Source organism: Micromonospora eburnea (assembly GCF_900090225.1).
GTDB lineage: Bacteria > Actinomycetota > Actinomycetes > Mycobacteriales > Micromonosporaceae > Micromonospora > Micromonospora eburnea.
The window spans coordinates 871488-897566 of the sequence record NZ_FMHY01000002.1 but is presented as its reverse complement, the minus strand read 5'-3'; the positions used below and the strand labels follow the sequence as shown (position 1 = coordinate 897566).

The window sequence follows — 26079 nt, the reverse complement described above, 5'->3', positions numbered from 1 at the left end:
ACACCTTCTGGCGAGGTGGGGTGGGGTCAGGAGAGGGCGCAGCTGGCGACGTAGGCCTGGCCCTCGCCGAGGATGACCAGCGGGCCGGCGGACGCGCTGCCCACCGCCGCCTGCCCCGGCGCGAGCACGACCGTGCCCACCCCGTCGTCGACGGTGAGCCCGCCGGTCGGGCAGAGCACCACCCGCGGCCCCGGCAGCGCCAGCCGCACCGCCGGATCGCCGGCCGCCAACTCCACCCGGTGCAGCGCGAAGTCCTCGACCGGCACCGGCCAGGTCACCACCCCGGGCCCCACCGGCACCGGCGTGACCACCGGCTCGTCGAGCACCTCGAACCGCAGTACCCGCAGCAGCTCGTCCACGTCGACCCGCTTGGGCGTGAGGCCACCGCGCAGCACGTTGTCACTGGCCGCCATGATCTCCACGCCGGTGCCCCGCAGGTAGGCGTGCAGGTTGCCGGCCGGCATCCAGATCGCCTCGCCCGGCGTCAGCCGCACGTGATGCAGCAGCAACGCCACCAGCACCCCCGGGTCGGCCGGGTAGTCCACCGCCAGGCCACGGGCCAGCGCCGCGTCCGGCCCGGCGACCTCCGCCGCCAGCACGTCCGCCACCAGCCCGGACCGCTCCGCCGCCGGCCAGCTCAACAGCAGGCGTACGGCCTCCCGCAGCCCCGCCGGCCCGCCACGCAGCGCCGCCACCACCGGCTCCAGCGCCGGTACGCCGAACGCGGCGATCGCCGCCGCCGACTCGGCCGGGTCACGGAATCCGCAGAGCGCGTCGAAGTCCGACAGCGCGACCAGCAGCTCCGGCTTGTGGTACGGGTCCACGTAGTTGACCCGCTCGGCGTCGGCCGCGTGCCCCGCCCGCGCCTGCTCGGCGTCCGGGTGGGCCTGCAGACTCAACGGGGCGTCCGCGGCCAGCACCTTCAGCAGGAACGGCAACCGGATACCGAACCGACCCACCAACCGCTCGCCCAACCAGTGGTCCGGCTCGGCGATCAGCAGCTCGGTGAGGCTGACCGGGGATCCGTCCCGGTCCACCGTGGCCGGGGCGCCCGGATGGGCACCCAGCCACAGCTCCGCCTCCGGCCCGTCACTCGGCACCGGGCGCCCCTGCAACCGCGCGATCGCGGTACGGGAGCCCCAGGCGTAGTCGCGGATCCGGCCCTGCAACAGCTCCACGGTCAGCTCCCGGGCCGCCCGGCCACCTCGTCGGGTCCGCCCTCCGACTGCACCGCCGCGCCCGACGCGGTGCCCGCGCCCGACGCGTGATAGATGTCCGGCTCCAGGTAGATCACCCGGGCGATCGGCACGGCATCGCGGATCCGCGCCTCGACCGCGTTGATGTCCCGGGCCAGATCATCGGCCGTCTCGCACGGCGACACCGCGATCTTCGCGGCCACCATGAGCTCCTCCGGGCCCAGGTAGAGGGTCTTCATGTGGATGATCCGCTCGACCTCCGGGCCACCGACGACCGCCCGCTCGATCGCGGCCAGGTCCGTCGGCTCGGCGCCCTCCCCGAGCAGCAGACTCTTGGTCTCGATGGCGAGAATGATCGCGATGATCACCAGCAGCACGCCGATCATCGCGGTGCCGAGCGCGTCCCACCTGCCGTTGCCGGTGGCCAGCGTCATCCCCACGCCGAACAGCGCGAACACCAGACCGATCAGCGCGCCGAAGTCCTCCAGCAGCACCACCGGCAGCTCGGGCGCCTTCGCCCGCCGGACGTACCGCACCCACGACTGGCTGCCCCGGGTCACGTTGGCTTCCTTGATCGCGGTACGGAACGAGAAGCCCTCCATCACGATCGCGATCACCAGCACGGCCACCGGCACCACCCGCCAGCTCGTGATCGGCACCGGGTGCGACCACTTGTGGTACGCCTCGTAGAGCGCGAACAGGCCGCCCAGGCTGAACAGCACGATCGACACGATGAACGCGTAGATGTAGCGCTCCCGGCCGTAGCCGAACGGGTGCTGCGCGGTCGCCTCCCGCTTGGCCCGCCGGCCGCCGAGCAGCAGCAAACCCTGGTTGCCCGAGTCGGCGACTGAGTGGATCGCCTCGGCCAGCATCGACGAGGAGCCGGTCAGCAGGTACGCGACGAACTTGGTGACGGCGATGCCGATGTTGGCCGCGAGGGCGGCGACGATCGCCCTCGTCCCACCGCCCGCGCTCACGCTTCTACTCGCTCGATGCGGCAGGTGCTCACTGGTTCGCCAGCTCCTTCATCTCCGTGATGGCCGGAACGGCCATCGGGTCCAACCCGTGCGCCAGGGCGAGATAGACCGAGGCGAAGTCCGGGACCGCCATCAGCGAGGCGAGTCGTTCCAGCGCGGAACCACCCTCGGCGGTCACCACGTCACAGCGCACCCCACGCCGCTCGGCCAGGGTCTGCACCGCGTCGGCCCGCCGCTCCTCCACCGCGAGCGGCTCGTCGGTGTCGTCCTCGGCGTTGAGCCCACCGTCGCGCAGCAGCACCAGCCGCAGCCGGGTGGCGTCCACAGCCGTCTCGTCCGGATCGGCGAAGATGTCCCGCTCCCCCTCGGCCAGCCCGCCGAACACCCCGTCGAGCAGCCCGACCCGGCCCCGCCCCGCCTCGCCCAGCGCCCCGGTCACCACCGGGTAGCGGGCGTTGGCCGAGAGCGTGTCACCGAACCGACGGGCGGCCACGGTGGCCAGCGGCGACGAACCCCAGACGATCGGGATCGACCCGGCCAGCCCCAGGGCCAGCGACTTGGCCGGGTTGACGAAAGACTCGGCGGTGGGGCGGCAGCGGTCGGCGTCCGCGTCCAGCCGGGCCGCGGTCTCGGCCAGGTCCGCCTCGTTGACCTTCACCAGCCCGAGCGTACGGGCGGCGAGCAGCACCGGCACGGTGACCGCCCAGAGACTCGCCCGGGCCGGAGCCCGCCGGGGCACCGGGATGAACGGCGCCCGGGCCCGCTCGGCCACCGACTGGAGCTGCGAGTCCGGCGCACCGACGGCGACCAGGCGGGCACCCCGGCGATGCGCGGCCTCGGCGGCGCCCAGCGCCTCGGGGCTGCGGCCGGAGGCGCTGACCGCGATCACCACGTCGGCCGCGCCCACCCAGCCCGGCACGCCGGCGCTGCGGTGCGGGATCACCGGCACCGGGCAGCGCGGCCCAGCGACCGTGGCCAACACGTCCCCGGTACGCCCGGCGGTGCCGATGCCGGCGATGACCACCGCGCGCGGTCGACCCTCGTCGGCGAGCACGCTCAGGTTCGCCTCGGCCGCCAACGCCGCCGACTCGCGTACCTGGGCGCCGGCGGAGGCGGTGAACCGGAGCATCCCGCCCGGATCCCGCTCGGCCAGCAGATCGGCGTCGTCGAGCAGCGACTCGTCGGCGTGCCGGTGCCCGCTGACCCCGGCCGTACCTTCGATCACCGCTGCACCGCCGAGTCGCCGCGCGCGTCCTCCGCCGCGGGTCCACCGCGCGCCTCGTCCAGCAGCAGCACCGGCACGTCGTCCCGGACCTCGAAGATCCGACCGCATTCGGTGCAGGTCAGCGTCTGGGCCTGCGGATCGTAGTCGAGCGGGGCGTGGTGTGTGTCCGGGCAGGCGAGGATCTCGAGCAACTGCGGGTCCAGGGCCACGGCGCGGCTCCTTCCACGTATGCGGTCTCACCGGTCGGCGGTGCCGTCCGGCGCACGCGCGATCTTATCGGCGAACCGGTACGGACACCGCGCCACCGAGTAAGATCATCTCGGCCTGTCGATGCCCACCGGCCGCCGCGGCGCCGACCTCGGTCAGGTCGCCACCACACACCGTCACCGTAACCCTCGACGGGCGGCCGGGCTCCGGCTCAGCGGGGCCCGCCCGGCAGCACGCTGGTCGCGTCACCGCCCGGGGCCACCGGCGGCTCACCGCCCGGCCGGTTGGCCACGGCAGCGCCGTACACGTTGCCGGTCGGACGGGGCGACGAGAACCCGCCGTAGACGGTCGGGGTGGCCGGCTGCTGCCCGTACACCTGTCCCGCCACGGCCCCGGAGCGGTACGTGGTGCCACCCGCGGGGCGCGGCAGCGGAACCTGCGGGTAGGCGCCGGACTCCTCGACCTTGTCGGCGCGGTTACGCCGGACCAGCAGCGCGATCAGGGCGGCGCCGACGGCCACCAGGCCGATACCGAACCACATGATGGGAGAACCTCCTGAGGACGAGTCGGCTGCGGCGCGAGACCCGACGGTCGGGTCGACCGCGGCGGCCACGGACGACGGCTCGGTGTCACTCGGCGACGGGGTGTCGGCGCTCGGAGTCGGCGACGGCTTTCGCGTCGGCGACAGGCTCGCCGCCTTCGGCGCACCCACCACCCGGGCCGAGGTGTCGGCCTGGCCGAGCAGCCGACCGGCGGCGGTGCTCGCCACGCCGACCACGGTCAACTGGCCGCCGGGCGCGCCGGCCAGGAAGGCGACCCGATACCGGACCGTCTTTCCCTTCCCCTTGCAGAGCTCCGGCTTCTCCGGCGCGACGGGGGCCGTCGCCACGCCGCCGTCCCCGCCGGACACCCCGACGGGCTGCCACCGTTCACCGGTGTTGTCCTCCACCCGGACCTGATCGGGCCGGACACCGGCGAGCCGCAGCCCCACGGCGGTACGCAGCATCACGCACCCGTCGGTGCGCTTGCGCACCTCGACCGTGACCGTTCCCGGTGATCCGGCGACCGTGAAGCTGCCGGCAGAGCGAACCTTCACCCGGTCGTCGTCGGCCAGCGCCGGGGACGCCCCGACGGCCACCAGGCCGCCGAGCACCACGCCGACCGCGGCCAGCCGCGCCGCGTGCCGCCCCACCGACATCTCCACCTCACCGTCTCCACCCCGCCCCGGGGTACGCCGCGGGTCAGGCTACTACCGGCCCGGGGTGCCACCTGCCGATCGAGCGCCCGGTATGTGCGCCGCGACACGCCGGGCCGGCGGGCCCTCACGGTCAGGCGAGCGCGGCGGCCAGTGCCCGCCGGCACAGCCGGTCGGCCGTCCGCGTGGTCTCCGGCAGCCGGTACCGGGGTGTCAACGCCAGCACCCGGTCGGCGGCGTTGGCCAGACTCATCCGGTGGCCGACGCTGACGAACACCGGCTTCACCCCGTCCCGGGTACGCAGCACCCGGCCGACCACCTCACCGCCGTCGCACAGCGGCGTCCAGGCACCCCGCTCCGGCCCCGGCTCCACCCACTCGCCGACCAGCGGCGTCTTCCCCACCCCGATCGCGGGCACACCGGTGACCAGGCCGAGATGGCAGGCCAGCCCGAACCGGCGCGGGTGCGCCAACCCGTGCCCGTCGCAGACCAGCAGTTCGGGACGCACGGTCAGCCGATCCAGGGCCGCCAGCAGCGCCGGCAGTTCGCGGAACGCGAACAACCCCGGCACGTACTCGAAGGCGGGCCGGCCCACGCTGACCGCCTCGTCGACCACCGCCAGGGTGGCGGCGTCCAGCACCGTGACGGCCGCCGCGAGCCGGTCACCGCTCTCCGCGTACGCGACATCGAGGCCGGCCACCGTCGCCGGCGCGGCCGGGCCCGGCCCGACCAGGTCCACCCGCGACCGCAGTTCCTCCTGTACGCGCAGCGCCTCCGCCACGTCAGCCGGCGGCTCGTACCGCATCACACCGTCCCGCCGTCAGGAGGTCGCGATGGTCGGGTCGGCGCCCGGGTCGCCGGACTGCTGCAACTGCTCCTCGAACATCACGAACGTCCGCTGCCGGATACCCGCGATCAGCGCCGCCTCCTCTGGCGTGAAGGCACGATCCTCGGCCCTCGCGATGTCCTCGATGGCGTTGACCGTCTCATAGAGCGCGAAGATCGGACCCTCGCCCTTGAGGTAGCGGCCCCGCTCGGCCTCGGTCCGCTGCACGAACTGCTCCGGCGTTCGCACAAAAATGTCACCGCCCATGGCAAAGAGGATTTCGTCCACGATGTCGTTGGCTGGCCGCCAACCACCCGTCCCTCGATCCAGCCGCCAGGCGATGAGTCCACCTTCAGGCGTAGGCACGATCTTTACTGGCGTCTCATAGTAGTCGTAGTACCCGAACAGATCCGATCCGTGCACCTCGCCCGTCACTCCAGCCCCCCGTCCAGCGTCGATTGAAGAGCAGCCCAGAAGTGCTCACGCTGGCGCTGGACAACGCCCCTGCAAATGGCCAGTTCCGTCTGGGACATTTTACGGCCCTGCTCCTTGGCAACTGCCTCCAGGTCGCGCCCCACCTCGAACAGAGAATGCTCCCACTCGGCAACCTCATCGAGCGCAGCGAGCTGCAGTCGAAACTCGGCGACGTGTCCGGATGAAGTGCGCAGAATCATCTGCACATCCCGGTAGCCGCTCTTCTGGGGAGTACGGAATCTGTCCTCGAACCGAACAATTCGCACCTGCTCGTCACCCTGCAACGTCGCCAGACCGGCGTAGAGATCGCCGAGCCGCCGATAGGAGACCCGACCGGCCGCCAGGTCCAGCAGCCGCGACGCCTGTCCGCCGTACTTCGCCACCTTGTCCTCGGCCCGTTTCCTGTCCTTGGGTCCCGGCCGCGGCCAGTACTCCGCCCCGTGTGACGCCTCTGCCAGTCTCCGCCCCAGAGCATCGACCTCGACCTGAGCAGCGGCCGCAGCAGAGTACAACTGGTCCAGGTACTGCCGCTGGTAGGAAACGTCTCCCTGCCGTCCCGGGTCAAAGCCGGGTTGAAGCGCCGGCGGGCGGCCTACGTCGAAGTAAGAACTCACCTCCAACTGTTCAACGGTCAGTGGGGTGGGGAGTACGGGCGGGTCCGGTGCCGCAGCGACAGCAGCAGCACCGCGCTCGGCGATGTCGTTCAGGACGTCGCCGAGCACATCGATCGCCTGCTGGTGGCTGGCGAGGTGGTGCAGCGTGAGCGGCCTCGCGGTCAGCGAGTTGGCCAGTTCCGGCGTCGCCAGGATCACCCGGACCAGGTCGGGCCGCTGAGTCAACTGCTGTAGCAGCCGCTCGCCCAGCAGCGGTTCACCGCGTGGCGGTGCCTCCCAGGTCTGGTCGAGCATCTGCCGGACCCGTGCATCATCGAGCAGCCGCGCCACATCGCCGGCCGCTGCCTCGTCCAGCCCCGGCGTCAGCCGCCGCAGCGTCGGCCCGTCTAGGTGCTGCGCCAGTTCGACCGGGGTGACCCCGGCGGCGAAGACCTCGTCAAGGCTCGTACTCGCGGCGATCGCGTCCCGGACGAACAGGCCGGCCGAGATCCGCTCGGCGTGGGCGTCGAGGTGGGCCCGCCGCACGGCGTCCAGATCCGGCCCCGACATGCTGCCGGGAAACGAGGTGTCCGCCGCTCGGTGGAACGTGGTCGACTCCCCGAGCAGGTAGACACGGTTGAAGTCCGGCGGGTCGTCGTCGACGCCGTAATGCGGTGTTGGCGGATCAGGCGGTGTTGGCGGATCGGGCGGCCGTGGCGGGGCGGGTCGTTCCGACTGGTCGGGCAGAACGTTGAAGTCGCCAGGCGGCCGCCCGGCGAGCGGCATCGGCCGGCCGTCCGGTCCGAGCACCAGGGCATCGATCGCGACCGCATTGCTCTCGTGCCACACGCCGCTGTGGGTGTAGAGCGGACGGTCCCAGACGAAGCCCGACTGCGGGTCGAGGTACAGCACGGTGCCGTTCTGGTTCAGCGCCACCCAGGCGTGCGACCCTCCACCCTGCCAACTGGTGATGAGAAAGGCGTAGCTGCCGTGGCCACCGGCCAGCAGTTGCCCGTGCAGGTCCTGGTAGCCGCGTTCCACCATCTGCCGTACGCCGAGTTCGGTCGTCGGTGCGACGTCGGCACACAGCTTCTGGAACCGCCCTCCGGTGACCTCCTCGACCCGGCGTGGCCCGTCCGCCTCACCGTCTACGGGCCTGCGGACGTCCCCCTTGAGATAGCCGTCGAAGGTACGCGGCGCGGAGACCCGCGGTCGGCCGTGCATCCAGGTCTCGTAGAGCGACAGGGTGCAGTCGAGACAGTTGATTCCTCGGGTGGCATCCGCCTCCGGGCCGCCGTCGTTGGCGAGCCGGAACCAGCCGCCGTACCGGGGATCGGCGGTACGCACCACGGTGCCGTCCGGGTTGCGGGGCATCTGCCGCTCCAGGTCGGTCTGGTGCAGCGCGAGCGGCGGACGCAGCCCACCCCGTACGCCGTAGCAGCGGGAGCGGTCGATCGGCGGCGGATGACCGTCACCAGTGAGGGCGGAGCGATCCGGCGTCTCCACGGCACCGGGTGCGAGATCGGCGACATCATCGTTGATCCGGTAGAAGTCGGCGTCGTACTCGATCATCACCTCGGCCGGCACCAGCGATCCGGCTCGGACCTCACGGGCCTCTTCGCGCAACGTGTGGGCCTCGACGGCGGCGTCGTATGCCTCGTGGCGCCATCGCTGAGCCAACAGCTCACGGCCAGCGCGCTCGGCTTCGTCGGCTTGAGCATTCCACTCGTTTGCCCGCTGTTCATGGATCTCAGCCCGCTCGTGGAGCCAGCTGGCTTCCTCAGTGCGCCGCCTGTCCTCATACCATTCTCGCTGGTCCCGGAGATACCTCTGGTAGCGGCGTCGGTCGAGCGCTTCCCGATCTGCGGCCCACCATGCTGCCCACTCCTCGGGCGTGCTCCGGCGGGGTGGAAGCGGGCCGGAGGGACCTGGCAGGACCGGCGGCGGTCCGTCGGCGGGCTGGCGCGGTGCTGGAGCCAACGCCTCGAGCAGCGGGAAACGGGGGTTCGGCGTCGGCCGGGAGTCCGGAGCGTGGACGGTTGGCCCAGCCATCGAGTCTGCGCCGGGCCGGTGGGGCGGTGGCGTGTTCGATGGCCCGGGGTGTGGGGCCACGGTGCCGGCCGAGACACGGTCGGCGGGAAGCGGTGACGGGGTGTTCGGCCCGACGGAGGGCGACCCGCTCGCCATCGTAGGTGCCGCGCCCGTCTGCGCTGGCGTCACCTGGCTCGACGTGCCGGCATCGCCTCCCGTGATCGGCCGGGGCCCCGGGTCGGCGGCGACCGGATGGGTGCCCGCGACCGGATGGGTGCCCGCGACCGGCGACTCAACGGCCACCGAGGAGAGCGTGGGGCTGGCCACCACCTCAGGGTGGGGCCGGTGAGGGCCGGACTCGTCAACCGGCTGCACCGATCGCACGACGGAATCCGTCGACTGCTCCAAATGCGCGGCTGGGGAGAGGTGAGCTGCTGAAACCTCAGCATCCAGCCGTCGGGTTCCAGCCACTTCCGCGGCACCCGGGTCCGTCGAGCCAGCGTGGTGGACAGCGCCCGCGCCAGCTACGGGCGCGACGGTCTCGGGGTGTGGGGCGGGCATCGACCCAACCGGGTCGGGGGCACGCTGGGCCGGGATGGAACCGCCCCCGTCGACTGTCCCGGGCAGCGGAAGGGTCAGGTCCATCGGTGCCGATGACAGGCCGGCCAGCTTCCCGTCGAGCCGGTGGTGCAGGGCCGCGTCGGCCTGACTGGTGGTGGAGCCGCTGACACCGGAGACCGCCGCCCGGGCCACGTCCTCCAGGGAGAGGTTCTGTCCGGTGGCCAGCCCTGCGGCACTCTCGGCCAGGGTCTCGCCGACCATGTTCCGCCCGAGGTGCTCTCCGATCTGCGCGAAACGCCCGTCGGCGTGCCGCCCCAGCCCGGCGAGCGGGACCACGGCACCGCCGGCGAAGCCGGCCAGCCCTGACATGCCCACATCGGTCAGGTCCAGGCCGTCCCGGCGGCCGGTGGAGTTCTGGTATGCCTGGGTCGCCAGGCTGGTTCCCGACTCCTGCCCGGCCTCGACGAGACCGCCGAGCACGGCCCGGCGACCGAGCTTCCGAATGCCGCTCTTGCCGAGCTCCTTCGCGGCCCGTTCCCCGGCCTCCTTCAGCCCTTCCTTGAGGGCCTTGCGGGCCAACTGCGCCACAAGCCGCTTGAAGATCTGCTGCACGGCCATCCGGGTGGTGGCGATTGCCGCCCCGGCGGCCGGTGAGGCGGCACCGGCGGTGAGCACGGTCGCCACCGCCAACGAGAGCAGCTCGACGACCAGTAGGCCCAGCTCGATCCAGGCCTCCAGCTTGGCACCCTCGATGTCGCAGCCACAGGAGTCGACCAGTTTGCCCAGCTCGCCGGTGACCGCGAGCAGGACGGGCAGCGGGGCGTCCGGACCCTCGGCCACCTTGTGCCAGGCGGCGTCGAACGCCTCGGCCACCAGTCCGACCCCGCCGTAGCCGCTGCGTACCTCGCCGGCTGCCTCAGCCGCGTCGGTAGCCGAACCGGCGATGACGTCGGCGACGCCGTACCAGAGGTCGGCGAGATCCCAGACGGCCCGCTCGTTCCCGTCCGGCCATTCGACGCCGACAACCCAGTCAAGCGCCTCGTAGATCCAGGCGGGCACATCCCAGGGGCAGTAGTCGAGCGGGTGCGGGATCGGGCTGGGCAGCATGGTCACGCGCGGATCCTCCGGAGGTCAGCGCAAGTACCGGTGTGAGGTGTGATGCTGGTGCGGAATCTCGCCGAGCTGGCGGCCGTTGATCTCGTCGGTCTCGACGGTCGCGGCCACGGACCGAACCACATCGGAGCCCAGCCCTTCGAGTGAACGACCCAGGGCTTCCCAGACCCGCAGCAGCGTCTCTTCGTAGCCGCGATACTGCTTGTCGAACGCGGCACCGATGTCGTCCCGGCCCCACGGCCGCTGCGCGCTCGCCGCTGCGATCTCACCGCCGACCCCGCGCCGGGAGGCACCGACCGCCTCCCCTGCCAGGGTCAGGTCCGCACCGCCACGGCGGGCCCGGTCCGGGGCGAGCCAGATCTGCCCGTCGTCCATCGCGGTCATTCGCCGCGGGAGAGGACGGCGTCCGCCCGGCCGAGCAGCGCGCCGAAGTCATTCGTACGCAGGAACTCCACCGACGCAGAGCCGGGCGGCAGATATCCGGCGACCAGTTCCTGGGTCGCGGCGACCGCGGCAGCGGACGCCCGCAGCACGGTTGTGGTGATCTTCTTGCTCAACGCCTTGGCGTCCCGGTCGTGGAAGACCGAGGGCGTGACCTCCACGCTGACCAGCTCGCCCCGGGCCCCGGCCACGACGGTGACCTGGCCGTCATCAGAGCGCTCGGTCACCCGCAGCTCGGCGAGCTTGCCCTGAAGTTCGTCCAATCCGGACCGAAATCGCTGGTACTGGCCATACACCTCGTCGAAGCGCGCGCGCAGCGCACGGTTGGCGTCCCGATCCGCACTTTCGCCCACCGTCACCCTCCCCGTCACGGTCAGTAGGGCCGACCATACCGGGCGCCACGGAATCCGTGGGGTCCGGTAGTTTCGGGCTGTGATCGAGCGACAGCAGGCTGAGCAACTCGCCGCCGTCTGGGCGCAGCGAGATTCCGAGCGCTTGGGATTCCCGTGCACGCCGCTGATCGAAGAGTTCGACCTGGGCTACCTGATCACATCCACGGTGTCGCCCGAGGCCCGCGCCCTCCCCGGCGATTTGCCGACCACAGTGGTCGACAAGGAGACCGGCGAGGTGTCGACCTGGCCACGGCTGCCGCTCGCCGCCGTCGCGCAGATGTTCCGGCAGCGCCGCCCGCCGGAGCCGCGCGCACCGCGCACGGTAGACCCGGCCGGTCAGTTGCTTCGCGAGATCACCCGGCTGCCCACGCCTGGAGGCGTGGCGCATCTCACCCTCGACGGCCGCGTCCACGTGGCCCACGGGGCGAAGGGCGACGTCGAACTGCACCATCATCCGCTGGTTCAGTCTTATCTGGACGAGCTACCGCGGGGCCATCTGGTCCGGGGCGGCGAGCGGCACGCCGAGATGATCGTCGTCTCCGACGTCCTGCACGAACACGACCATCGCCGAGCGAGCGACGGCCTTCCGCCATTGACCATGGCGGAGGCAAGGCAGATCGTGGGCAACAGTCGGACCGAGTTCTTCCGGATCCGCGAATCCGGCGATCCCGCGGGCGGGCCGGCGGAGCTACCCTGCGATTCCTGCATCAACTTCCTGGTGCACTTCAACGCGCTTCCGTGGTCCGACCTCGGCTACACGCACCCTCGGCTTTCAGCGCCACAGACCGACCCGGACCCAGGACGCTTTCCCCGCGAGGTCGCCGACGCGTTGGTGATTGCTGGTTGGCGCCCCCACTTCGGGGACGACGCGTTGGCCGCCGCCTCCATTCGCGAGGTGACCGCCGTAGCCAGCAGGACCCGGTCACATGCGGCGTTTCCGGCCGCAATGTCGGCCCTCACCGCGTTTCCAGGGCTTGTAACGGGGCGCAAAGGACCCGGTGAGAATGTCTGGATATCGCGGTTCAGTTTGCGTCCGCACCGTGTGGCTCACACTGCCGACACGCTCGCTGACTTCGGGGCGGTGCTCGGCGTACGGCTTTTTCCGCTGGGCACGGAACGTGGCGAGAGCATCATCGCGGTGGACGAGCACGGGCGGATCTTCGCGCTCGACCAGGCCGGCGAGTGGTTCCTCGGCCCGGACATCGACGCCGCCCTGACCACCCTCCTGCTCGGCCGCGCCCCCGCCCGAGTCCACGACGACGGCACCTGGTGACCGGGCATCCGGCGTAGAAGGCCCCCCGCAACTTCGGGGATGTTGCTGCCTCCCGATACGAGGAGACAGCAACATCCCCGAAAGTGCCCCCAGGGCGCGGGGCGCGCAGCGCAGGTGTGCCCTACAGGGGCAGGCCGGTCAGCACCATGACGCGTGGTTCGGTGTAGTCGTCCATCGCGCTGCGCAGCCCTTCCCGGCCGACGCCGGACCCCTTCACCCCGCCGTACGGCATCTGGTCGGCCCGGTACGACGGCACGTCCCCGACGATCACCCCGCCGACCTCCAGCGTCCGCGCGGCGGCGAACGCGACGTCCAGGCGATGCGTGAACACGCCCGCCTGCAGTCCGTACGCCGAGTCGTTGACCGTGGCGAACGCGGCCTGGTCGTCCGTGACCGGGCTGACCACGAGCACCGGCCCGAACACCTCCTCCCGGCAGACCTTGGCGGTGGGCGGTACGCCGGACAGCACCGTCGGCGGGTAGGTGGCGCCCTCCCGGCGTCCGCCGACCTCGATGGTGGCCCCGGCGGCGACCGCCTCGTCGACCCACGCCTCGACCCGCTCGGCCGCCTCGACGGAGACCAGCGGCCCGACGTCGGTCAGCTCCGAGGTCGGATCCCCGGTCCGCAGCTCCTGAACGGCGGCGACGAGCCGGGGCAGGAAGCCGTCGTAGAGCCATTCGTGCACGTACACCCGCTGCACGGCGATGCACGACTGGCCGGCCTGGTAGTTGGAGAAGGTGGCGATCCGGTGCGCCGCGAAGGTGAGGTCCTCGTCCGACGCCCAGTCTTCGCAGATCACGGCCGCCGCGTTGCCGCCCAGTTCCAGGGTGACGTGTTTTTCCGGGGCGGCCCGCCGGATGGCCGCGCCGACCGGTCCGGAGCCGGTGAACGACACCACCGGCAGCCGGGGGTCGGCGACCAGCTCGGCGGCGCGCTCGTTGGGCAGCGGCAGCACCGAGAACATCCCCTCGGGCAGCTCGGTCTCGGCGAGGATCTCGCCGAGCAGCAGCGCGGACAGCGGGGTGGCGGGGGCCGGCTTGACGATGATGGGCGCACCGGCCGCGATGGCCGGGGCGACCTTGTGCGCGACCAGGTTGAGCGGGAAGTTGAACGGCGTGATGCCGAGGACGGGGCCGCGAGGCACCCGCCGGACCAGCGCGATCCGTCCGGTGGCCGCCGGGTCGGTGTCCAGGCGTTGCAGTTCGCCGGAGAAGCGCCGGGCCTCCTCGGCCGCCCACCGGAACGTGGAGACCGCTCGGCCCACCTCGGCCTTCGCCCACTTGACCGGCTTGCCGTTCTCGGCGGTGATCAGGGCCGCCACCTCGTCGGCGCGTTCGGCGAGCCGCCGGGAGACGTGGTCCAGGGCCGCCGCGCGGGCGTGCGCGGGCAGGGCCGCGGCCGTCGCGGCCACGCCGGCGGCTGCCGCGACGGCGGCTTCGACCTGGTCGGGCGTGGCGATCGTGGTACGCCCCACCGTGCGGCCGTCGTACGGGTGGATGACGGTCAGCTCGCCCTCGCCGTGGACGGGGCGGCCGGCGACAAAGAAGGCTCTCGGCTCCACGTTCGGCAGCGTAGTCGACCCAGGACCGCGCGGAAACAGTTGCCTTTACCCTTGTCTGCCGCGAATTCAGTGGCCAAGATGGCAGTCAGATTGCGATAACCTCCGCTGACCTTCCCTCGGCCACCCTCGGAGACTTGTGATGAGCGATCAGCAGCAGCTGCGCAACTTCGTCAACGGCGAGTACGTCGCCCCGGTGGACGGCGGCTACGCCGACCTGGTCGACCCGTGCACCGGGGAGGTCTTCGCCCAGGCGCCGGTCTCCGGCGCGGCGGACGTGGACGCGGCGATGCGGGCCGCCGCCACGGCGTTCGAGACGTGGCGCGACACCACCCCCGCCGAACGGCAGAAGGCCCTGCTCAAGCTCGCGGACGCGGTGGAGTCCCGGGCCGCCGAGTTGGTCGACGCCGAGGTACGCAACACCGGCAAGCCCCGCCAGCTCACCGCCGACGAGGAGCTGCCACCGGCCGTCGACGAGTTCCGCTTCTTCGCCGGTGCCGCCCGCCTGCTGGAGGGCCGCTCGGCGGGCGAGTACCTGGCGGGTCACACCTCGTACGTGCGACGGGAACCGATCGGCGTCTGCGCCCAGGTCACCCCGTGGAACTACCCGCTGATGATGGCGGTCTGGAAGATCGCCCCGGCGCTGGCGGCCGGCAACACGGTGGTGCTCAAGCCGTCCGACACCACCCCGGTGTCGACGCTGCTGCTGGCCGAGATCGCGGCCGAGTTCTTCCCGCCGGGCGTGTTCAACGTGCTCTGCGGCGACCGGGACACCGGGCGCGCCCTCGTCTCCCACCCCACTCCGCAGCTCGTGTCGATCACCGGCTCGACCCGGGCCGGTATGGAGGTCGCCGCGGCGGCGGCACCGGACCTGAAGCGGACCCACCTGGAGCTGGGCGGCAAGGCCCCGGTGGTGATCTTCGACGACGCGGACATCGCGGCGGCGGCCGAGGCGATCGCGGTGGGCGGCTACTTCAACGCCGGCCAGGACTGCACCGCCGCCACCCGGGTGCTCGCCGGTCCCGGCGTCTACGACGACTTCGTCGCCGCCCTCACCGAGCAGGCCCGCAACACGAAGACCGGCGCACCGGACGACGAGGACGTGCTCTACGGCCCGCTGAACAACGCCAACCAGCTCTCCCGGGTACGCGGCTTCGTGGACCGGCTGCCGGATCACGCGAACGTCGAGACCGGCGGATCGCAGGTCGGTGAGCGCGGCTACTTCTACGCCCCGACCGTGGTCTCCGGGGTGCGGCAGGCCGACGAGGTCATCCAGCAGGAGGTGTTCGGGCCGGTCATCACCGTGCAGCGCTTCGCGGACGAGGACGAGGCGGTGCGCTGGGCCAACGGTGTGGAGTACGGCCTGTCCGCCTCGGTCTGGACCCGCGATCACGGCCGGGCGATGCGGATGACCCGCCGACTCGACTTCGGCTGTGTCTGGGTGAACACCCACATCCCGTTCATCTCGGAGATGCCGCACGGTGGCTTCAAGCACTCCGGCCACGGCAAGGACCTCTCGGTCTACAGCCTGGAGGACTACACCCGGATCAAGCACGTCATGCACAACATCGAGGGCTGACACCAATGACTTCCTCCGACGAGCTGCACAAGCGGCGGGGCGCGGCGGTCGCTCGCGGCGTCGGCAGCACGATCACCTCGTACGTGGACCGCGCGGGTGGCGGCACCATCACCGACGTCGACGGTCGGGAGTGGATCGACTTCGCGGCCGGCATCGCGGTCACCAACGTGGGCAACTCCGCCCCGAAGGTGGTCGAGGCGGTCCGGGCGCAGGTCGAACGCTTCACCCACACCTGCTTCATGGTCGCCCCGTACGAGTCGTACGTGGCGGTCTGTGAGCAGCTCAACGCGCTGACCCCGGGCAGCTTCGAGAAGCGCTCGGCGCTGCTCAACTCGGGTGCCGAGGCGGTGGAGAACGCCGTCAAGATCGCCCGGCACGCCACCGGGCGGCCGGCGGTGGTGGTCTTCGACCACGCGTACCACGGCCGGACCAACCTGACCATGGCGCTGACCGCGAAGAACATGCCGTACAAGCACCGCTTCGGGCCGTTCGCGGGTGAGGTCTACCGGGTGCCGATGTCGTACCCGCTGCGCGACGGTGGGCTGGACGGGGCGACCGCCGCGGCCCGGGCGATCGAGATGGTGGAGAAGCAGGTCGGCGCGGAGAACGTGGCCGCGCTGCTGATCGAGCCGATCCAGGGCGAGGGCGGTTTCGTCGTACCCGCGGAGGGGTTTCTGCCGGCGCTGCGCGAGTGGGCGACGGCGGCCGGGGTGGTCTTCGTCGCCGACGAGATCCAGACCGGTTTCTGCCGGACCGGGGACTGGTTCGCCTGCCAGCACGAGGGCGTCGAGCCGGACCTGATCACCCTGGCCAAGGGCATCGCCGGTGGGCTGCCGCTGGCCGCGGTGACCGGCCGGGCGGAGCTGATGGACGCGGTGCACGTGGGTGGCCTCGGCGGCACGTACGGTGGCAACCCGATCGCCTGCGCCGCCGCGCTGGCGGCCATCGAGACGATGCACGAGCTGGACCTGGCCGCCGCCGCCCGACGGATCGGGGCGACCATGGGCGACCGGCTGCGCGCCATCGCCGCCGGCGACCCGCGCGTCGCCGAGGTACGCGGCCGGGGCGCGATGCTCGCCGTGGAGCTAGTGCAGCCGGGCACCCTCACCCCGGACCCGGCCGCCGCGGCGGCGATCTCGGCGGCCTGCCACGCCGCCGGCCTGCTCACCCTGACCTGTGGCACCTACGGCAACGTGCTGCGTTTCCTGCCCCCGCTCGTCATCTCCGACGACGAGCTGACCCGCGGCCTCGACATCCTGGCGGCAGCCTTCGCCTAACCCCCTCCCGCCCGCGCGATCTTGCACTTAGTGTCGCAGACCTGCCCGCTTCGCCCCTTTTGTTGAGGCAGTAGGTGCAAGATCGCGCGGCCGGGGGGAGGTAACGGGGTCACGTGAGGGCTGTGCGGACGGTGGCGATGATGTAGGAGGGGCGGCGGTAGAGGTCGCGGTCGGTGAAGTAGCGCATTCTCCAGCCGCTGGCGTCCAGCCAGTTGACTCTGTCGCGGTCGTACCGCAGCCGGTCTCGATCCATATGGGAAAGTCCGTCGTACTCGACACCCACCCGGCGGTCGCGATATCCGAGATCGATCCTGAAGCGTGGCAGGCCGTCCTCGTCGTGCACCCAGAGCTGCGGCTCAGGAACCGGCAACCCGCCGTCAACGAGGAGCAGCCTGAGCTGGCTCTCCTGCCGGCACTCCGCCCGGCCATCCGCCACCGCGACCAGTTCACGCGCCTGGCGGACCCCGCGCAGCGCCCGATGCGCGACCAACTCGCTCGCGAGCGCCTCCGGACCGACCGTTCCGGAACGAAGAGCGGCGTCGAGCACCGGCAACGCGTCCATCCGTCGCACGGTGCGCGCGAGATCTACCGCGCACTGCGCGGCCGGGACACAGGGGAGCCCGTCGACCATCACCGGCCGCGGTGGAAGAACCGAATGGTGGACGACCAAGCCGGGAAGCCGCGGCCTGGCCACCTCTGGCGGCAGCTGAACGTGTACGGCGTCCTCGCGAAGCACGCCGAAGCCATGACGTCGAGCAGCGCTCTGCATGGCAAGCATGGCTCCCTCGGGCAGGCAGAGCATGAGGGCTCGCAGTTCGTCCTCGTCGTCGAACACCTGGCGGGCGTAGATGCCCCGGCGCACGCGCAGCAGTTCCTGCCTACCGACCTGAGTCCTGATCCGCCTGATGGTCAGGGTCCGCAGCAGCTGCCTGGTACGCCACATCTGGGTCGACATGCTCGCAGCATCCGCCGCCCCCACCACCCCCCGCCACACCCCCCTCGCACCCTGTGGACAACACCCTCCCCTGTGCACAACCCCACCCCACCCCACCCCCGTGCTACCCCACCCCCACCCCCGCCCCCGCCCCCGCCCCGCCCCCGCCCCCGCGATCTTGCACTTGGGGACTGTAATTTGCGCCTTTCAGCCGAAATGCCGGGGCAGAAACTGCAAGATCGCCGGGGAGTGGGGGTAGTAGGTCAGCGGGCGTCGAGGAGGGGTTGGCGGGGGTTCCAGGGGGTGCCGGTGGTGGCGTCGTGGCGGCGGCGGGCGATTGCCGACAGGGCCTCCAGGACCACGCGGTTGCCGAGGTAGGCGGTGATGTCGGCGTGGTCGTACGGCGGGGCGACCTCGAGCACGTCCACCCCGACGACAGGCAGCTCGTAGCAGCAGCGGCGGACGGCGTCGAGGAGCTGCCGCGAGGTGAGCCCGCCCGGCTCGGGAGTGCCGGTGCCGGGGGCCATGCCCGGGTCGACCACGTCCACGTCGACGGAGAGGAAGACGCCCTCACACCCGTCCGTCGCGATCCCGAACGCCTCCGAGAGACAGGAATCCAGTCCGCGCGCCACCACCTCGGTCATCTCGTACGAGCGCATCCGCTGCTCGGCCATCCACGCCAGCGTCTCCGGGCCGGGCCAGTAGCCGCGCAGGCCGATCTGGAGGAAGCGGTCGCCGCGTACCGCGCCGGACTCGATGAGCCGGCGCATCGGCTGGCCGTGCCCGTGCAGCGAGCCGAACTCGATGTCCCCGGTGTCGGCGTGCGCGTCGAAGTGCACCAGCGACACCCGGCCGAGGCCGTGGTGGCGGGCCACCCCGGTGGCGTCGGGCAGGGCGATGGAGTGGTCCCCGCCGAGCACGACCGGGATCGCCCCGGCCGCGGCGACCGCGTACACGGCGGTCTCCAGGGCGGCCAGCGACCGGTCGATGTCGCCGGAGAACATCTCCACGTCGCCCGCGTCGTAGACGCGCAGGTCCCGCAGGGCGTCCACGCGCAGGGCCAGGGACGGGCGGGAGCCGTCGTGCGGCAGGTAGCACGCCTGGCGGATGGCGGACGGGCCGAACCGGGTGCCCGGCCGGTGCGAGGTGCCGCCGTCGAAGGGTGCCCCGACGATCACCACGTCCGCGTCCGCGTAGGTTTCCGGCTCCTGGAGGGTGCACGGTGGCACCCCGAGGAACGTCACGTCGGGGCCGAACATCGGGCCGTAGCGGGTCACCGCTCCTCCATTCCCCACGGCGAGCCGTAGCCGGTCAGCAGGTCGAGGAAGGGCCGCGGCGGCAGCGCCTCCGGGCCGAGCACCCCGGTGCCGGACCAGACACCGGTGGCCAGCAGTTCCAGCGCGACGACCGGGTTGACCGCGGTCTGCCAGACCACCGCCTGGTGGCCGTACTCCCGCATCGACCACTCGTTGTCGACCACGTGGTAGAGGTAGACCCGGCGCGGCCGGCCGTCGACGCCGGTGCCGGTGACGTACGTGCCGGCGCAGGTCTTGCCGCGCATCCGGCCGCCGAGGGTGGCCGGGTCGGGCAGACAGGCGGCCACCACGTCGCGTGGGGCGACCGCGACGTCGCGTACCCGCACCGGAGATGCGGCGTCGAGGCCCAGCTTGTGCAGGGTCTTGAGCACCTCGATGAACTCGTCGCCGAGGCCGTACTTGAAGGTGACCCGCTTCGCCTTCACCCAGCGCGGGATCAGCAGCACCTCCTCGTGCTCCACGTTGACGCACTCGACCGGGCCGATCCCCGCCGGGAACTCGAAGACCTCCGGTTCGGAGAAGGGCGGGGTGGTGTACCAGCCCCGGTCCGCCTCCCAGATCACCGGCGGGTTCAGGCACTCCTCGATGGTGGTCCAGATGGAGAACGACGGGGCGAAGTCGTAGCCGTCGACGGTCAGGTTGGCTCCGTCGCGTACCCCGATCTCGTCGATCTCGGCGAAGAGCTCGTCGGCGGCGTAGCGGGCGAAAACGTCGGAGAGGCCCGGTTCGACGCCGATGCCGCAGAGTGCGAGACGGCCGGCCGCGGACCAGCGCTCAGCGAGAGCGAACTGGTCGTCGCCGAGCTTCACGCCGGTCTCCGCGTAGGGCGCGGTCGGGTGCGGGTGGGACAGCGACATCGCCATGTCCAGGTAGTCGGCCCCGGCGGCGAAGGCGCCGTCGAAGATCGGCATGACGAAGCGCGGGTCGACCGCGTTGAGCACGTGGGTGATCCGGTGGTCCCGGCAGAGCGCGGCGACCGCCTCCGCCGAGGAGGCGTCGAGCGGTGCGGCGACGAACCGGGCGTCGTGTTCCGCGATGGCCCGACTGGCCCGGCCCAGGTCGCGGTCGGCGACCACCATGGTCTCGAAGAAGGAACGGCGGGCGGCGATGGCGACGGCGGCGGAGCCCACTCCGCCGGCGCCGACGAGCAGGATACGCATCAGGAATCAAACCCCAGACCAAGACGATCGAGCGTACGCAGCCACAGATTGCGCCGCCCCTGCCGCGCGTCGGCGCGGGCCAGCGACCAGCGGGTGAGATTGATGCCGGCGGCCCGGAACGGCTCCGGCGGGAACGGCAGCGGTTTGCTGCGCACCAGGTCGAGCCGGGTCAGCGGGGTCTGCTCACCGGCGAGCAGGTCGAGCATGACCCGGGCACCGAACCGGGTCGCCCCGACGCCGAGCCCGGTGAACCCGGCCGCGTACGCCAACCGTCCCTCGTAGGCGGTGCCGAAGAACGGGCAGAACCGGGTGCAGGTGTCGATCACCCCGCCCCAGCGATGGCTGAACCGGACCTCCGAGAGCTGGGGGAACGTGGTGAAGAAGTGGGACGCCAGCGCGGTGAAGGTGGCCTGCCGCTGCGCCAGGTCGGGAGCCATCCGGTTGCCGTAGTGGTAGACCGCGTCGTAGCCGCCGAAGAGAATCCGGTTGTCGGCGGTGACCCGGTAGTAGTGGAACTGGTTGCCAACATCGGCCAGCCCCTGCCGGTTCGCCCAGCCGACCGCCTTCCGCTGCGCCTCCGACAGCGGCTCGGTCATCAGCGCGTAGTCGTAGACGGGCACCAGCCAGGCGCGCAGCCGCCGCAGCAGCGGCGGGAAGGCGTTGGTGCCGAGCACCACCTGCCGGGCCCGGACCACGCCGGGTGCCGCGCCCGGACCGCCGGCGGTCACCGCGCGCAGCGCCGGGCCGTCGCGGTGCAGGCCGGTGACGCGGGTGTGCTCGTGCAGGCGTACGCCCCGGTCGAGGGCGGCGCGACGCAGTCCCCAGGCGAGCCGCGCCGGGTCGAGCATGGCCACCCGGTCCCGGTCCCACATCCCGCCGAGGTACGTCGGCGAGTCGACCTCGGCGCGTACCTCGTCCCGGTCGAGCAGCCGCACGTCGTGGCCGTACCGGTGGGCCAGTTCGGCGTCGGACGCGAGCCCGGTGAGCTGGTACGGCTCGACGGCCACCGCCAGTTCGCCGGTGCGCTCGAAGTCGCAGTCGATGCCGTACCGGTCGATCGTGGCGGCGATGGCGGCCAGGTTCTCCCGGCCGAGCCGTTCCAGTTCGTCGATCTCGCCGGGAAACCGGTCGACGCCGTTGGCCAGGCCGTGCGTGAGCGAGGCGGCGCAGAACCCGCCGTTACGCCCGGACGCCGCCCAGCCGCAGGTGCCCGCCTCGACCAGCAGCACGTCCCGGTCGGGCTCGGCCTCCTTGGCCAGCAGCGCGGTCCACAGCCCGGAATAGCCGCCGCCGACCACCAGCAGGTCGGCTTCGTGCGTACCGGTCAGCGGCGGCAGCGGGTCGGGCCGTTCCGGCCGGTCCAGCCAGTACGGGACGGGCGCGGCGGCGGCCAGCGCCCGGCCGGCGTCTGGGAGTTTCATGATCGGCTCTTCGCCGTCTGATTGGCTGCGACGGTGGCCGCCAGGGCGGCGCGTCGGGCCCGTCGACCCTGCAGCGAGCTGGCCCCCACCAGCAGCAACGCGATCGCGAACATCGCCGTGCCGACGACGTTGACCTGCGGCGGGATGCCCCGCTGGGCGGCACCCCAGACGTACATCGGGAAGGTGACGGTCGTGCCGGCGTTGAAGTTCGTGATGATGAAGTCGTCGAAGCTGAGCGAGAAGGAGAGCAGCGCGGCGGCCAGGATGCCGGGCAGCACCAGAGGCAGGGTGATCCGGCGGAAGGTCTGCCACTCGCTGGCGTACAGGTCCATGGCGGCCTCCTCCAGCCGCCGGTCCATACCGGCGAGCCGGGCCTTCACGGTGACCACCACGAACGACACGCAGAACATCACGTGCGCGATGACGATGGTCCAGAAGCCCTGCGGCACCCCGGCGGCGACGAAGAGGGCGAGCAGCGAGGTGCCCATCACCAACTCCGGGGTCGCCATCGGCAGGAAGATCAGTCCGTTGATCCCGGCGCGGCCCTTGAAGCCGTGCCGGACCAGGGCGAACGCCATCAGCGTGCCGAGGATGGTGGCGACCGCCGTGGCGATCAGGCCGATGAGCATGCTCCGGCCCACCGCGTCGCACATGTCGGCGGTGGCGCAGGGCTGCTTCCAGTTGTCCAGGGTGAACTCGTTGAAGTCGTAGGACAGCCGGCTCGCCGGCCGGTTGAAGGAGAGCCCGGCGACCACCAGGATCGGCAGCGACAGGTAGCCGAGGACCAGCAGGGCGACGCCCATCACCCAGCGGTCGGCCAGCCAACGTTTCACAGCACCTCCTCCGTGCCGGACCTGCGCAGATAGGCGAAGACGATCGCGAGGATCGCCGCCATCAGCAGGAACGACAGGGCCGCGCCCTGCGGGTAGTCCAACCGGACCAGGAACGCCGAGTCGATGACGTTGCCGATCATGTATTCGTTCGGCGTGCCGAGCAGTTCGGCGTTGATGTAGTCGCCGGTGGCCGGGATGAAGAAGAGCAGCGTGCCGGCGATCAGCCCGGGCATGGACAGCGGCAACGTGACCTTCTGGAACGCCCGCAGCGGGCTCGCGTACAGGTCGCTCGCCGCCTCCAGCAGCCGGGGATCCAGCCGCTCCAGGTTCGCGTACAGCGGCAGCACCAGGAAGGGCAGGAAGTTGTACGTCAGGCCGAGCACCACCGCGATCGGGGTGGCCAGCAGCCGGCCGTCCGGCCCGAGCAGGTGTACGTCGCGCAGCAGCCCGACCACCCAGCCGTTGTCCGACAGGATGGTCTTCCAGGCCAGCGTACGGACCAGGAAACTGGTGAACATCGGCGCGACCACCGCCACCAGCAGCAGGTTCTTCCAGCGGCCGGCTTTCTGCGCGATCGCGTACGCCAGCGGGTAGCCCATCAGCAGGGCGAGCACCAGCGCGATCCCCGAGTAGACGAACGACCGGACGAACTGCGGCCAGTACGCCTGCAACGCCTCCGGATAGTTGCCGAAGGCCCAGGTCATCGCGTACCCGGTGGACAGTGATCCGCTCGGGTCGTACAGGCTGGCCGCGGCGAGTTGCAGCAGCGGCAGGGCGAAGAAGACGAACAGCCAGGCGGCACCCGGCAGCAGCAGCAGGTACGGCAGCAGCCGCGAGCGGCCCCGCCGGGTCGCCGGCGGCGTCACCGGCTGCCCCGACCCGGTCGGCACGTGAGCCAGGGCGCTCATGCCGCCACCTCGCCGCGCCCGATGACCCGCTCGCTCATGGCGTCACCTCGGCCGCGCTCGCTCATGGCGTCGCCCCCACCGGCGGCTCGTCGAGCAGCGGGGTGGTCTGGTCGTCCTCGCCGGACTCCCGGGGCAGCAGGAAGGCGTGCCGCGGGTCCCAGTGCGCGACCACCGGTACGCCGACCGGCAGCCGCCCGCCGACCCCGCTGTTCGCGGCGAACGCGGACAGCTCGCTGCCCCACGCCGTCTTCACCAGGTACTGGGTGCTCACGCCGACGTAGGAGGCGTCGGTGATGACGCCGGCGACGTGCTGGTGGTTGACCGGCACCGCACTGGAGTGCTCGACCAGGTGCAGTTTCTCGGGACGTACGCCGAGGAAGGCCGGCCCGTGCGTGACGCGGGACCGGTCGGCGGGCACCGAGAAGCGTGTGCCGTGCGCGGTGACCAGGACGTCGTCACCGCCCTGCCCGGCAGCCTCGCCGGCGAGCAGGTTGGACTGGCCGAGGAAGTTCGCCACGAACGCGGTGGCCGGGTACTCGTAGATGTCGGCGGGGGCGCCGAGCTGCTCGATCCGGCCCGCGTTCATCACCGCGACGGTGTCGGCCATGGTCATGGCCTCCTCCTGGTCGTGGGTGACGTGCACGAAGGTGATCCCGACCTCGGTCTGGATCCGTTTCAGCTCGATCTGCATCTGCCGGCGCAGCTTCAGGTCGAGCGCGCCGAGCGGCTCGTCCAGCAGCAGCACCTGCGGGTGGTTGATCAGCGCGCGGGCCAGCGCGACCCGCTGCTGCTGGCCGCCGGAGAGCTGGGCGGGCTTGCGGCGGCCGTACCCTTCGAGTTGCACCAGCGCGAGCATCTGCTCGACCTGCTCGGTCACCTTGCGGATGCCACGCCGACGCAGCCCGAAGGCCACGTTCTCGTGGATGTCGAGGTGCGGGAAGAGCGCGTAGCTCTGGAACACGGTGTTCACCGGCCGCTTGTACGGTCGCAGCCCGGCGATGTCCCGGTCGCCGAGCAGCACCTGCCCGCTGGTCGGCTCCTCCAGCCCGGCGATCATCCGCAGGGTGGTGGTCTTGCCGCAGCCGGACGCCCCGAGCAGGGCGAAGAACGAGCCCTGCGGGATGGTCAGGCTGAGGTCGTCCACCGCGGTGAACACGCCGAACCGCTTGGTCAGGCTGGCCAGGCGCAGGTCGCCGGCCGGTGTGTCGTGTCCCATCGTTCTCACGCCCCGATGACCTTCTGGTACTTGGCCTCGAAGTCCCGCTCCTGTTTCTCGTCCAGGGCCATGAAGCTCCTGGCCCTGGCCAGCATCGGCTCGTCGGGGAAGATGAGCGGGTTGCTGGCCAGCTCCGGATCGATCTTCTCCATCTCGGCCTGCGCACCCTTGACCGGGCAGATGTAGTTGACGTAGGCGGCCATCTTCGCGGCCACCGCCGGCTCGTAGTAGTAGTTGATCAGCTGTTCGGCGTTCGCTTTGTGGCTGGCCTTGTTCGGCACCAGCATGTTGTCCGACCAGAGCATCACGCCGGATTCCGGCGCCACGAACTTGATCTTGTCGTTTTCGAAGCCGAGCTGGATCACGTCCCCGGACCAGCAGATGCAGGCGGCGATGTCACCCTTGTTGAGATCCTGGGAGTAGTCGTTGCCGGTGAACTTGCGGATCTGCCCGGAGTCGACGGCCCGCTTCAGCTTGGCCAGCGCGTCGTCGAACTGCGCGGCGGTGAAGTTCGCCGGATCGTGGCCGTTGGACTGGAGCAACAGGCCCATGGTGTCCCGCATCTCCGACAGCGCGGTCACCTTCCCCTTGAGGTCCGGGCGGGTGAGCAGCTCGTCGACGGTACGGATCTCCTTGGTCACCTTGGCGTTGTACGCGAGCCCCGCGAGGCCGGACTGCCACGGGACGGAAAACTCGCGGTCCGGGTCGAACGACACGTTACGCAGCGACGGCAGCAGGTTGGCCTCGACGTTCGGCAGCTTCGACCGGTCCAGCTTCTGGAGCCAGCCGAGCCGGATCATCCGGGAGGCCATCCAGTCGGTGAGGACCATGAGGTCGCGCCCGGTCGACTGGCAGCCGGCGAGCTGGTTCTGCACCTTGCCGAAGAACTCGTTGTTGTCGTTGACGTCCTCGGTGTAGGTGACCTGGATGCCGGACCTGGCGACGAACGCGTCCAGGGTGGGCCGTTTGGCCGCATCCTTTTCGTCGACGTCGATATATTGCGGCCAGTTCGAGAACGCCAGCTTCTTCTCCGTCGCGGAGAGGTCCTCGCTCTTGCAGCCGGCCTCGGTCTGCTGAGCGCCCTTGGTGCCGCAGCCGGCCAGGGTGCCCGCCGTCGCGAGCAGCGCGGCCGAGCCGAGGGTGCCGGTGAGCAGACCACGCCGGGTGAGGGCCGGAGGGGACTACGCATGTGACGACTCCTATGGGGGCGACGTCGGCGGCGGAGGGGGCGCTCGCCAACGGGAGGGTCAAAGGCGATGGACGACTGATCCTGACATGGTGTGACCTCCCTTACAAGGGATTCCGTTGCAGGAATAGCAATGGGCCACGAAATACGCCAGACTGCGGCGGGCACTACGCTCAGCGCGGGGAAT

Annotated in this window: 22 protein-coding genes; 3 read left to right on the top strand and 19 right to left on the bottom strand. The window is 71.3% G+C overall.

All coding sequences use genetic code 11. The features are described 5' to 3' along the window. Positions 1-26: 26 nt before the first annotated feature. From manA to GA0070604_RS04435, 10 genes are all read right to left on the bottom strand, one after another. Entirely contained in the window at positions 27-1178 is a 1152-nt protein-coding gene (gene manA, locus GA0070604_RS04480) for a mannose-6-phosphate isomerase, class I (RefSeq protein WP_091114609.1), read from the bottom strand. A gap of 2 nt (positions 1179-1180) precedes the next feature. Continuing rightward, positions 1181-2173, bottom strand: coding sequence for a cation diffusion facilitator family transporter (locus tag GA0070604_RS04475; protein ID WP_091114606.1), 993 nt, complete (start codon positions 2171-2173; stop codon positions 1181-1183). A gap of 28 nt (positions 2174-2201) precedes the next feature. Next, entirely contained in the window at positions 2202-3398 is a 1197-nt protein-coding gene (locus GA0070604_RS04470; RefSeq protein WP_091114603.1) for an SIS domain-containing protein, read from the bottom strand. Next, positions 3395-3607, bottom strand: a complete 213-nt coding sequence (locus GA0070604_RS04465) for a Trm112 family protein (RefSeq protein ID WP_091114600.1) — start codon at positions 3605-3607, stop codon at positions 3395-3397. The genes GA0070604_RS04470 and GA0070604_RS04465 overlap by 4 nt, the downstream gene beginning before the upstream one ends. 209 nt (positions 3608-3816) lie before the next feature. Continuing rightward, entirely contained in the window at positions 3817-4803 is a 987-nt protein-coding gene (locus GA0070604_RS04460; protein ID WP_091126899.1) for a hypothetical protein, read from the bottom strand. Between the two features lie 130 nt (positions 4804-4933). Further along, the gene (gene nfi, locus GA0070604_RS04455) at positions 4934-5605 is read right to left on the bottom strand and encodes a deoxyribonuclease V (protein ID WP_091114598.1); all 672 of its coding nucleotides are present in this window, start codon (positions 5603-5605) and stop codon (positions 4934-4936) included. Positions 5606-5620: 15 nt separating this feature from the next. Continuing rightward, positions 5621-6061 (bottom strand): hypothetical protein, encoded by a 441-nt coding sequence (locus tag GA0070604_RS04450; protein WP_244161739.1) that lies wholly within the window; start codon positions 6059-6061, stop codon positions 5621-5623. After that, positions 6058-10392 (bottom strand): toxin glutamine deamidase domain-containing protein, encoded by a 4335-nt coding sequence (locus GA0070604_RS04445; RefSeq protein WP_244162155.1) that lies wholly within the window; start codon positions 10390-10392, stop codon positions 6058-6060. The genes GA0070604_RS04450 and GA0070604_RS04445 overlap by 4 nt, the downstream gene beginning before the upstream one ends. A 24-nt stretch (positions 10393-10416) precedes the next feature. After that, entirely contained in the window at positions 10417-10773 is a 357-nt protein-coding gene (locus GA0070604_RS04440; protein WP_091126897.1) for a hypothetical protein, read from the bottom strand. 5 nt (positions 10774-10778) lie between these two features. After that, positions 10779-11192, bottom strand: a complete 414-nt coding sequence (locus GA0070604_RS04435) for a YbaB/EbfC family nucleoid-associated protein (RefSeq protein ID WP_091126896.1) — start codon at positions 11190-11192, stop codon at positions 10779-10781. A 79-nt stretch (positions 11193-11271) separates the two neighbouring features. Here GA0070604_RS04435 and GA0070604_RS04430 point away from each other — a divergent pair, with 79 nt between their 5' ends. Beyond that, on the top strand, positions 11272-12504 hold the full coding sequence (locus GA0070604_RS04430; RefSeq protein WP_091114592.1) for an SUKH-3 domain-containing protein: 1233 nt from the start codon (positions 11272-11274) through the stop codon (positions 12502-12504). 121 nt (positions 12505-12625) lie between these two features. Here the strand turns inward: GA0070604_RS04430 and GA0070604_RS04425 are convergent, their stop codons facing one another. Next, positions 12626-14065, bottom strand: coding sequence for an aldehyde dehydrogenase family protein (locus tag GA0070604_RS04425; protein WP_091114588.1), 1440 nt, complete (start codon positions 14063-14065; stop codon positions 12626-12628). Positions 14066-14204: 139 nt separating this feature from the next. On the opposite strand from GA0070604_RS04425, the gene GA0070604_RS04420 reads away from it, so the two are divergent. Continuing rightward, positions 14205-15641, top strand: a complete 1437-nt coding sequence (locus GA0070604_RS04420) for a gamma-aminobutyraldehyde dehydrogenase (RefSeq protein ID WP_091114584.1) — start codon at positions 14205-14207, stop codon at positions 15639-15641. Between the two features lie 5 nt (positions 15642-15646). Continuing rightward, positions 15647-16918 (top strand): 4-aminobutyrate--2-oxoglutarate transaminase, encoded by a 1272-nt coding sequence (gabT, locus tag GA0070604_RS04415; protein ID WP_091114580.1) that lies wholly within the window; start codon positions 15647-15649, stop codon positions 16916-16918. Between the two features lie 109 nt (positions 16919-17027). On the opposite strand, the gene GA0070604_RS04410 is transcribed toward gabT, so the two are convergent. From GA0070604_RS04410 to GA0070604_RS04375, 8 genes are all read right to left on the bottom strand, one after another. Beyond that, a complete protein-coding gene (locus GA0070604_RS04410) occupies positions 17028-17873 on the bottom strand; it encodes a hypothetical protein (protein WP_244161738.1) in 846 nt (281 codons plus the stop codon). Between the two features lie 242 nt (positions 17874-18115). Next, entirely contained in the window at positions 18116-19129 is a 1014-nt protein-coding gene (speB, locus tag GA0070604_RS04405) for an agmatinase (RefSeq protein ID WP_091114577.1), read from the bottom strand. Further along, a complete protein-coding gene (locus GA0070604_RS04400; protein ID WP_091114574.1) occupies positions 19126-20328 on the bottom strand; it encodes a saccharopine dehydrogenase family protein in 1203 nt (400 codons plus the stop codon). The genes speB and GA0070604_RS04400 overlap by 4 nt, the downstream gene beginning before the upstream one ends. After that, positions 20328-21749 carry an NAD(P)/FAD-dependent oxidoreductase gene (locus tag GA0070604_RS04395; protein WP_091114570.1) on the bottom strand — a complete coding sequence of 474 codons (1422 nt, stop codon included), beginning with the start codon at positions 21747-21749 and terminating at the stop codon, positions 20328-20330. Before GA0070604_RS04395 ends, GA0070604_RS04400 begins: the two co-directional genes overlap by 1 nt. Continuing rightward, a complete protein-coding gene (locus GA0070604_RS04390) occupies positions 21746-22582 on the bottom strand; it encodes an ABC transporter permease (protein ID WP_244161737.1) in 837 nt (278 codons plus the stop codon). The genes GA0070604_RS04395 and GA0070604_RS04390 overlap by 4 nt, the downstream gene beginning before the upstream one ends. Then, positions 22579-23490, bottom strand: a complete 912-nt coding sequence (locus tag GA0070604_RS04385; protein WP_091114567.1) for an ABC transporter permease — start codon at positions 23488-23490, stop codon at positions 22579-22581. Before GA0070604_RS04385 ends, GA0070604_RS04390 begins: the two co-directional genes overlap by 4 nt. 61 nt (positions 23491-23551) lie before the next feature. Then, on the bottom strand, positions 23552-24706 hold the full coding sequence (locus GA0070604_RS04380; RefSeq protein WP_091114566.1) for an ABC transporter ATP-binding protein: 1155 nt from the start codon (positions 24704-24706) through the stop codon (positions 23552-23554). A gap of 5 nt (positions 24707-24711) precedes the next feature. After that, entirely contained in the window at positions 24712-25635 is a 924-nt protein-coding gene (locus GA0070604_RS04375) for a polyamine ABC transporter substrate-binding protein (RefSeq protein WP_244162154.1), read from the bottom strand. Between the last annotated feature and the right edge of the window lie 444 nt (positions 25636-26079).

Excerpts from the sequence above, each read along its gene's own strand:
- GA0070604_RS04440 (WP_091126897.1), bottom strand. The coding sequence starts at position 10,773 with ATGGACGACGGGCAGATCTGGCTCGCCCCGGACCGGGCCCGCCGTGGC.
- GA0070604_RS04460 (WP_091126899.1), bottom strand. The coding sequence starts at position 4,803 with ATGTCGGTGGGGCGGCACGCGGCGCGGCTGGCCGCGGTCGGCGTGGTG.
- GA0070604_RS04420 (WP_091114584.1), top strand. The coding sequence starts at position 14,205 with ATGAGCGATCAGCAGCAGCTGCGCAACTTCGTCAACGGCGAGTACGTC.
- GA0070604_RS04410 (WP_244161738.1), bottom strand. The coding sequence starts at position 17,873 with ATGTCGACCCAGATGTGGCGTACCAGGCAGCTGCTGCGGACCCTGACC.
- gabT (WP_091114580.1), top strand. The coding sequence starts at position 15,647 with ATGACTTCCTCCGACGAGCTGCACAAGCGGCGGGGCGCGGCGGTCGCT.
- nfi (WP_091114598.1), bottom strand. The coding sequence starts at position 5,605 with ATGCGGTACGAGCCGCCGGCTGACGTGGCGGAGGCGCTGCGCGTACAG.
- GA0070604_RS04395 (WP_091114570.1), bottom strand. The coding sequence starts at position 21,749 with ATGAAACTCCCAGACGCCGGCCGGGCGCTGGCCGCCGCCGCGCCCGTC.
- GA0070604_RS04445 (WP_244162155.1), bottom strand. The coding sequence starts at position 10,392 with ATGCTGCCCAGCCCGATCCCGCACCCGCTCGACTACTGCCCCTGGGAT.
- GA0070604_RS04400 (WP_091114574.1), bottom strand. The coding sequence starts at position 20,328 with ATGCGTATCCTGCTCGTCGGCGCCGGCGGAGTGGGCTCCGCCGCCGTC.
- GA0070604_RS04385 (WP_091114567.1), bottom strand. The coding sequence starts at position 23,490 with ATGAGCGCCCTGGCTCACGTGCCGACCGGGTCGGGGCAGCCGGTGACG.
- GA0070604_RS04380 (WP_091114566.1), bottom strand. The coding sequence starts at position 24,706 with ATGGGACACGACACACCGGCCGGCGACCTGCGCCTGGCCAGCCTGACC.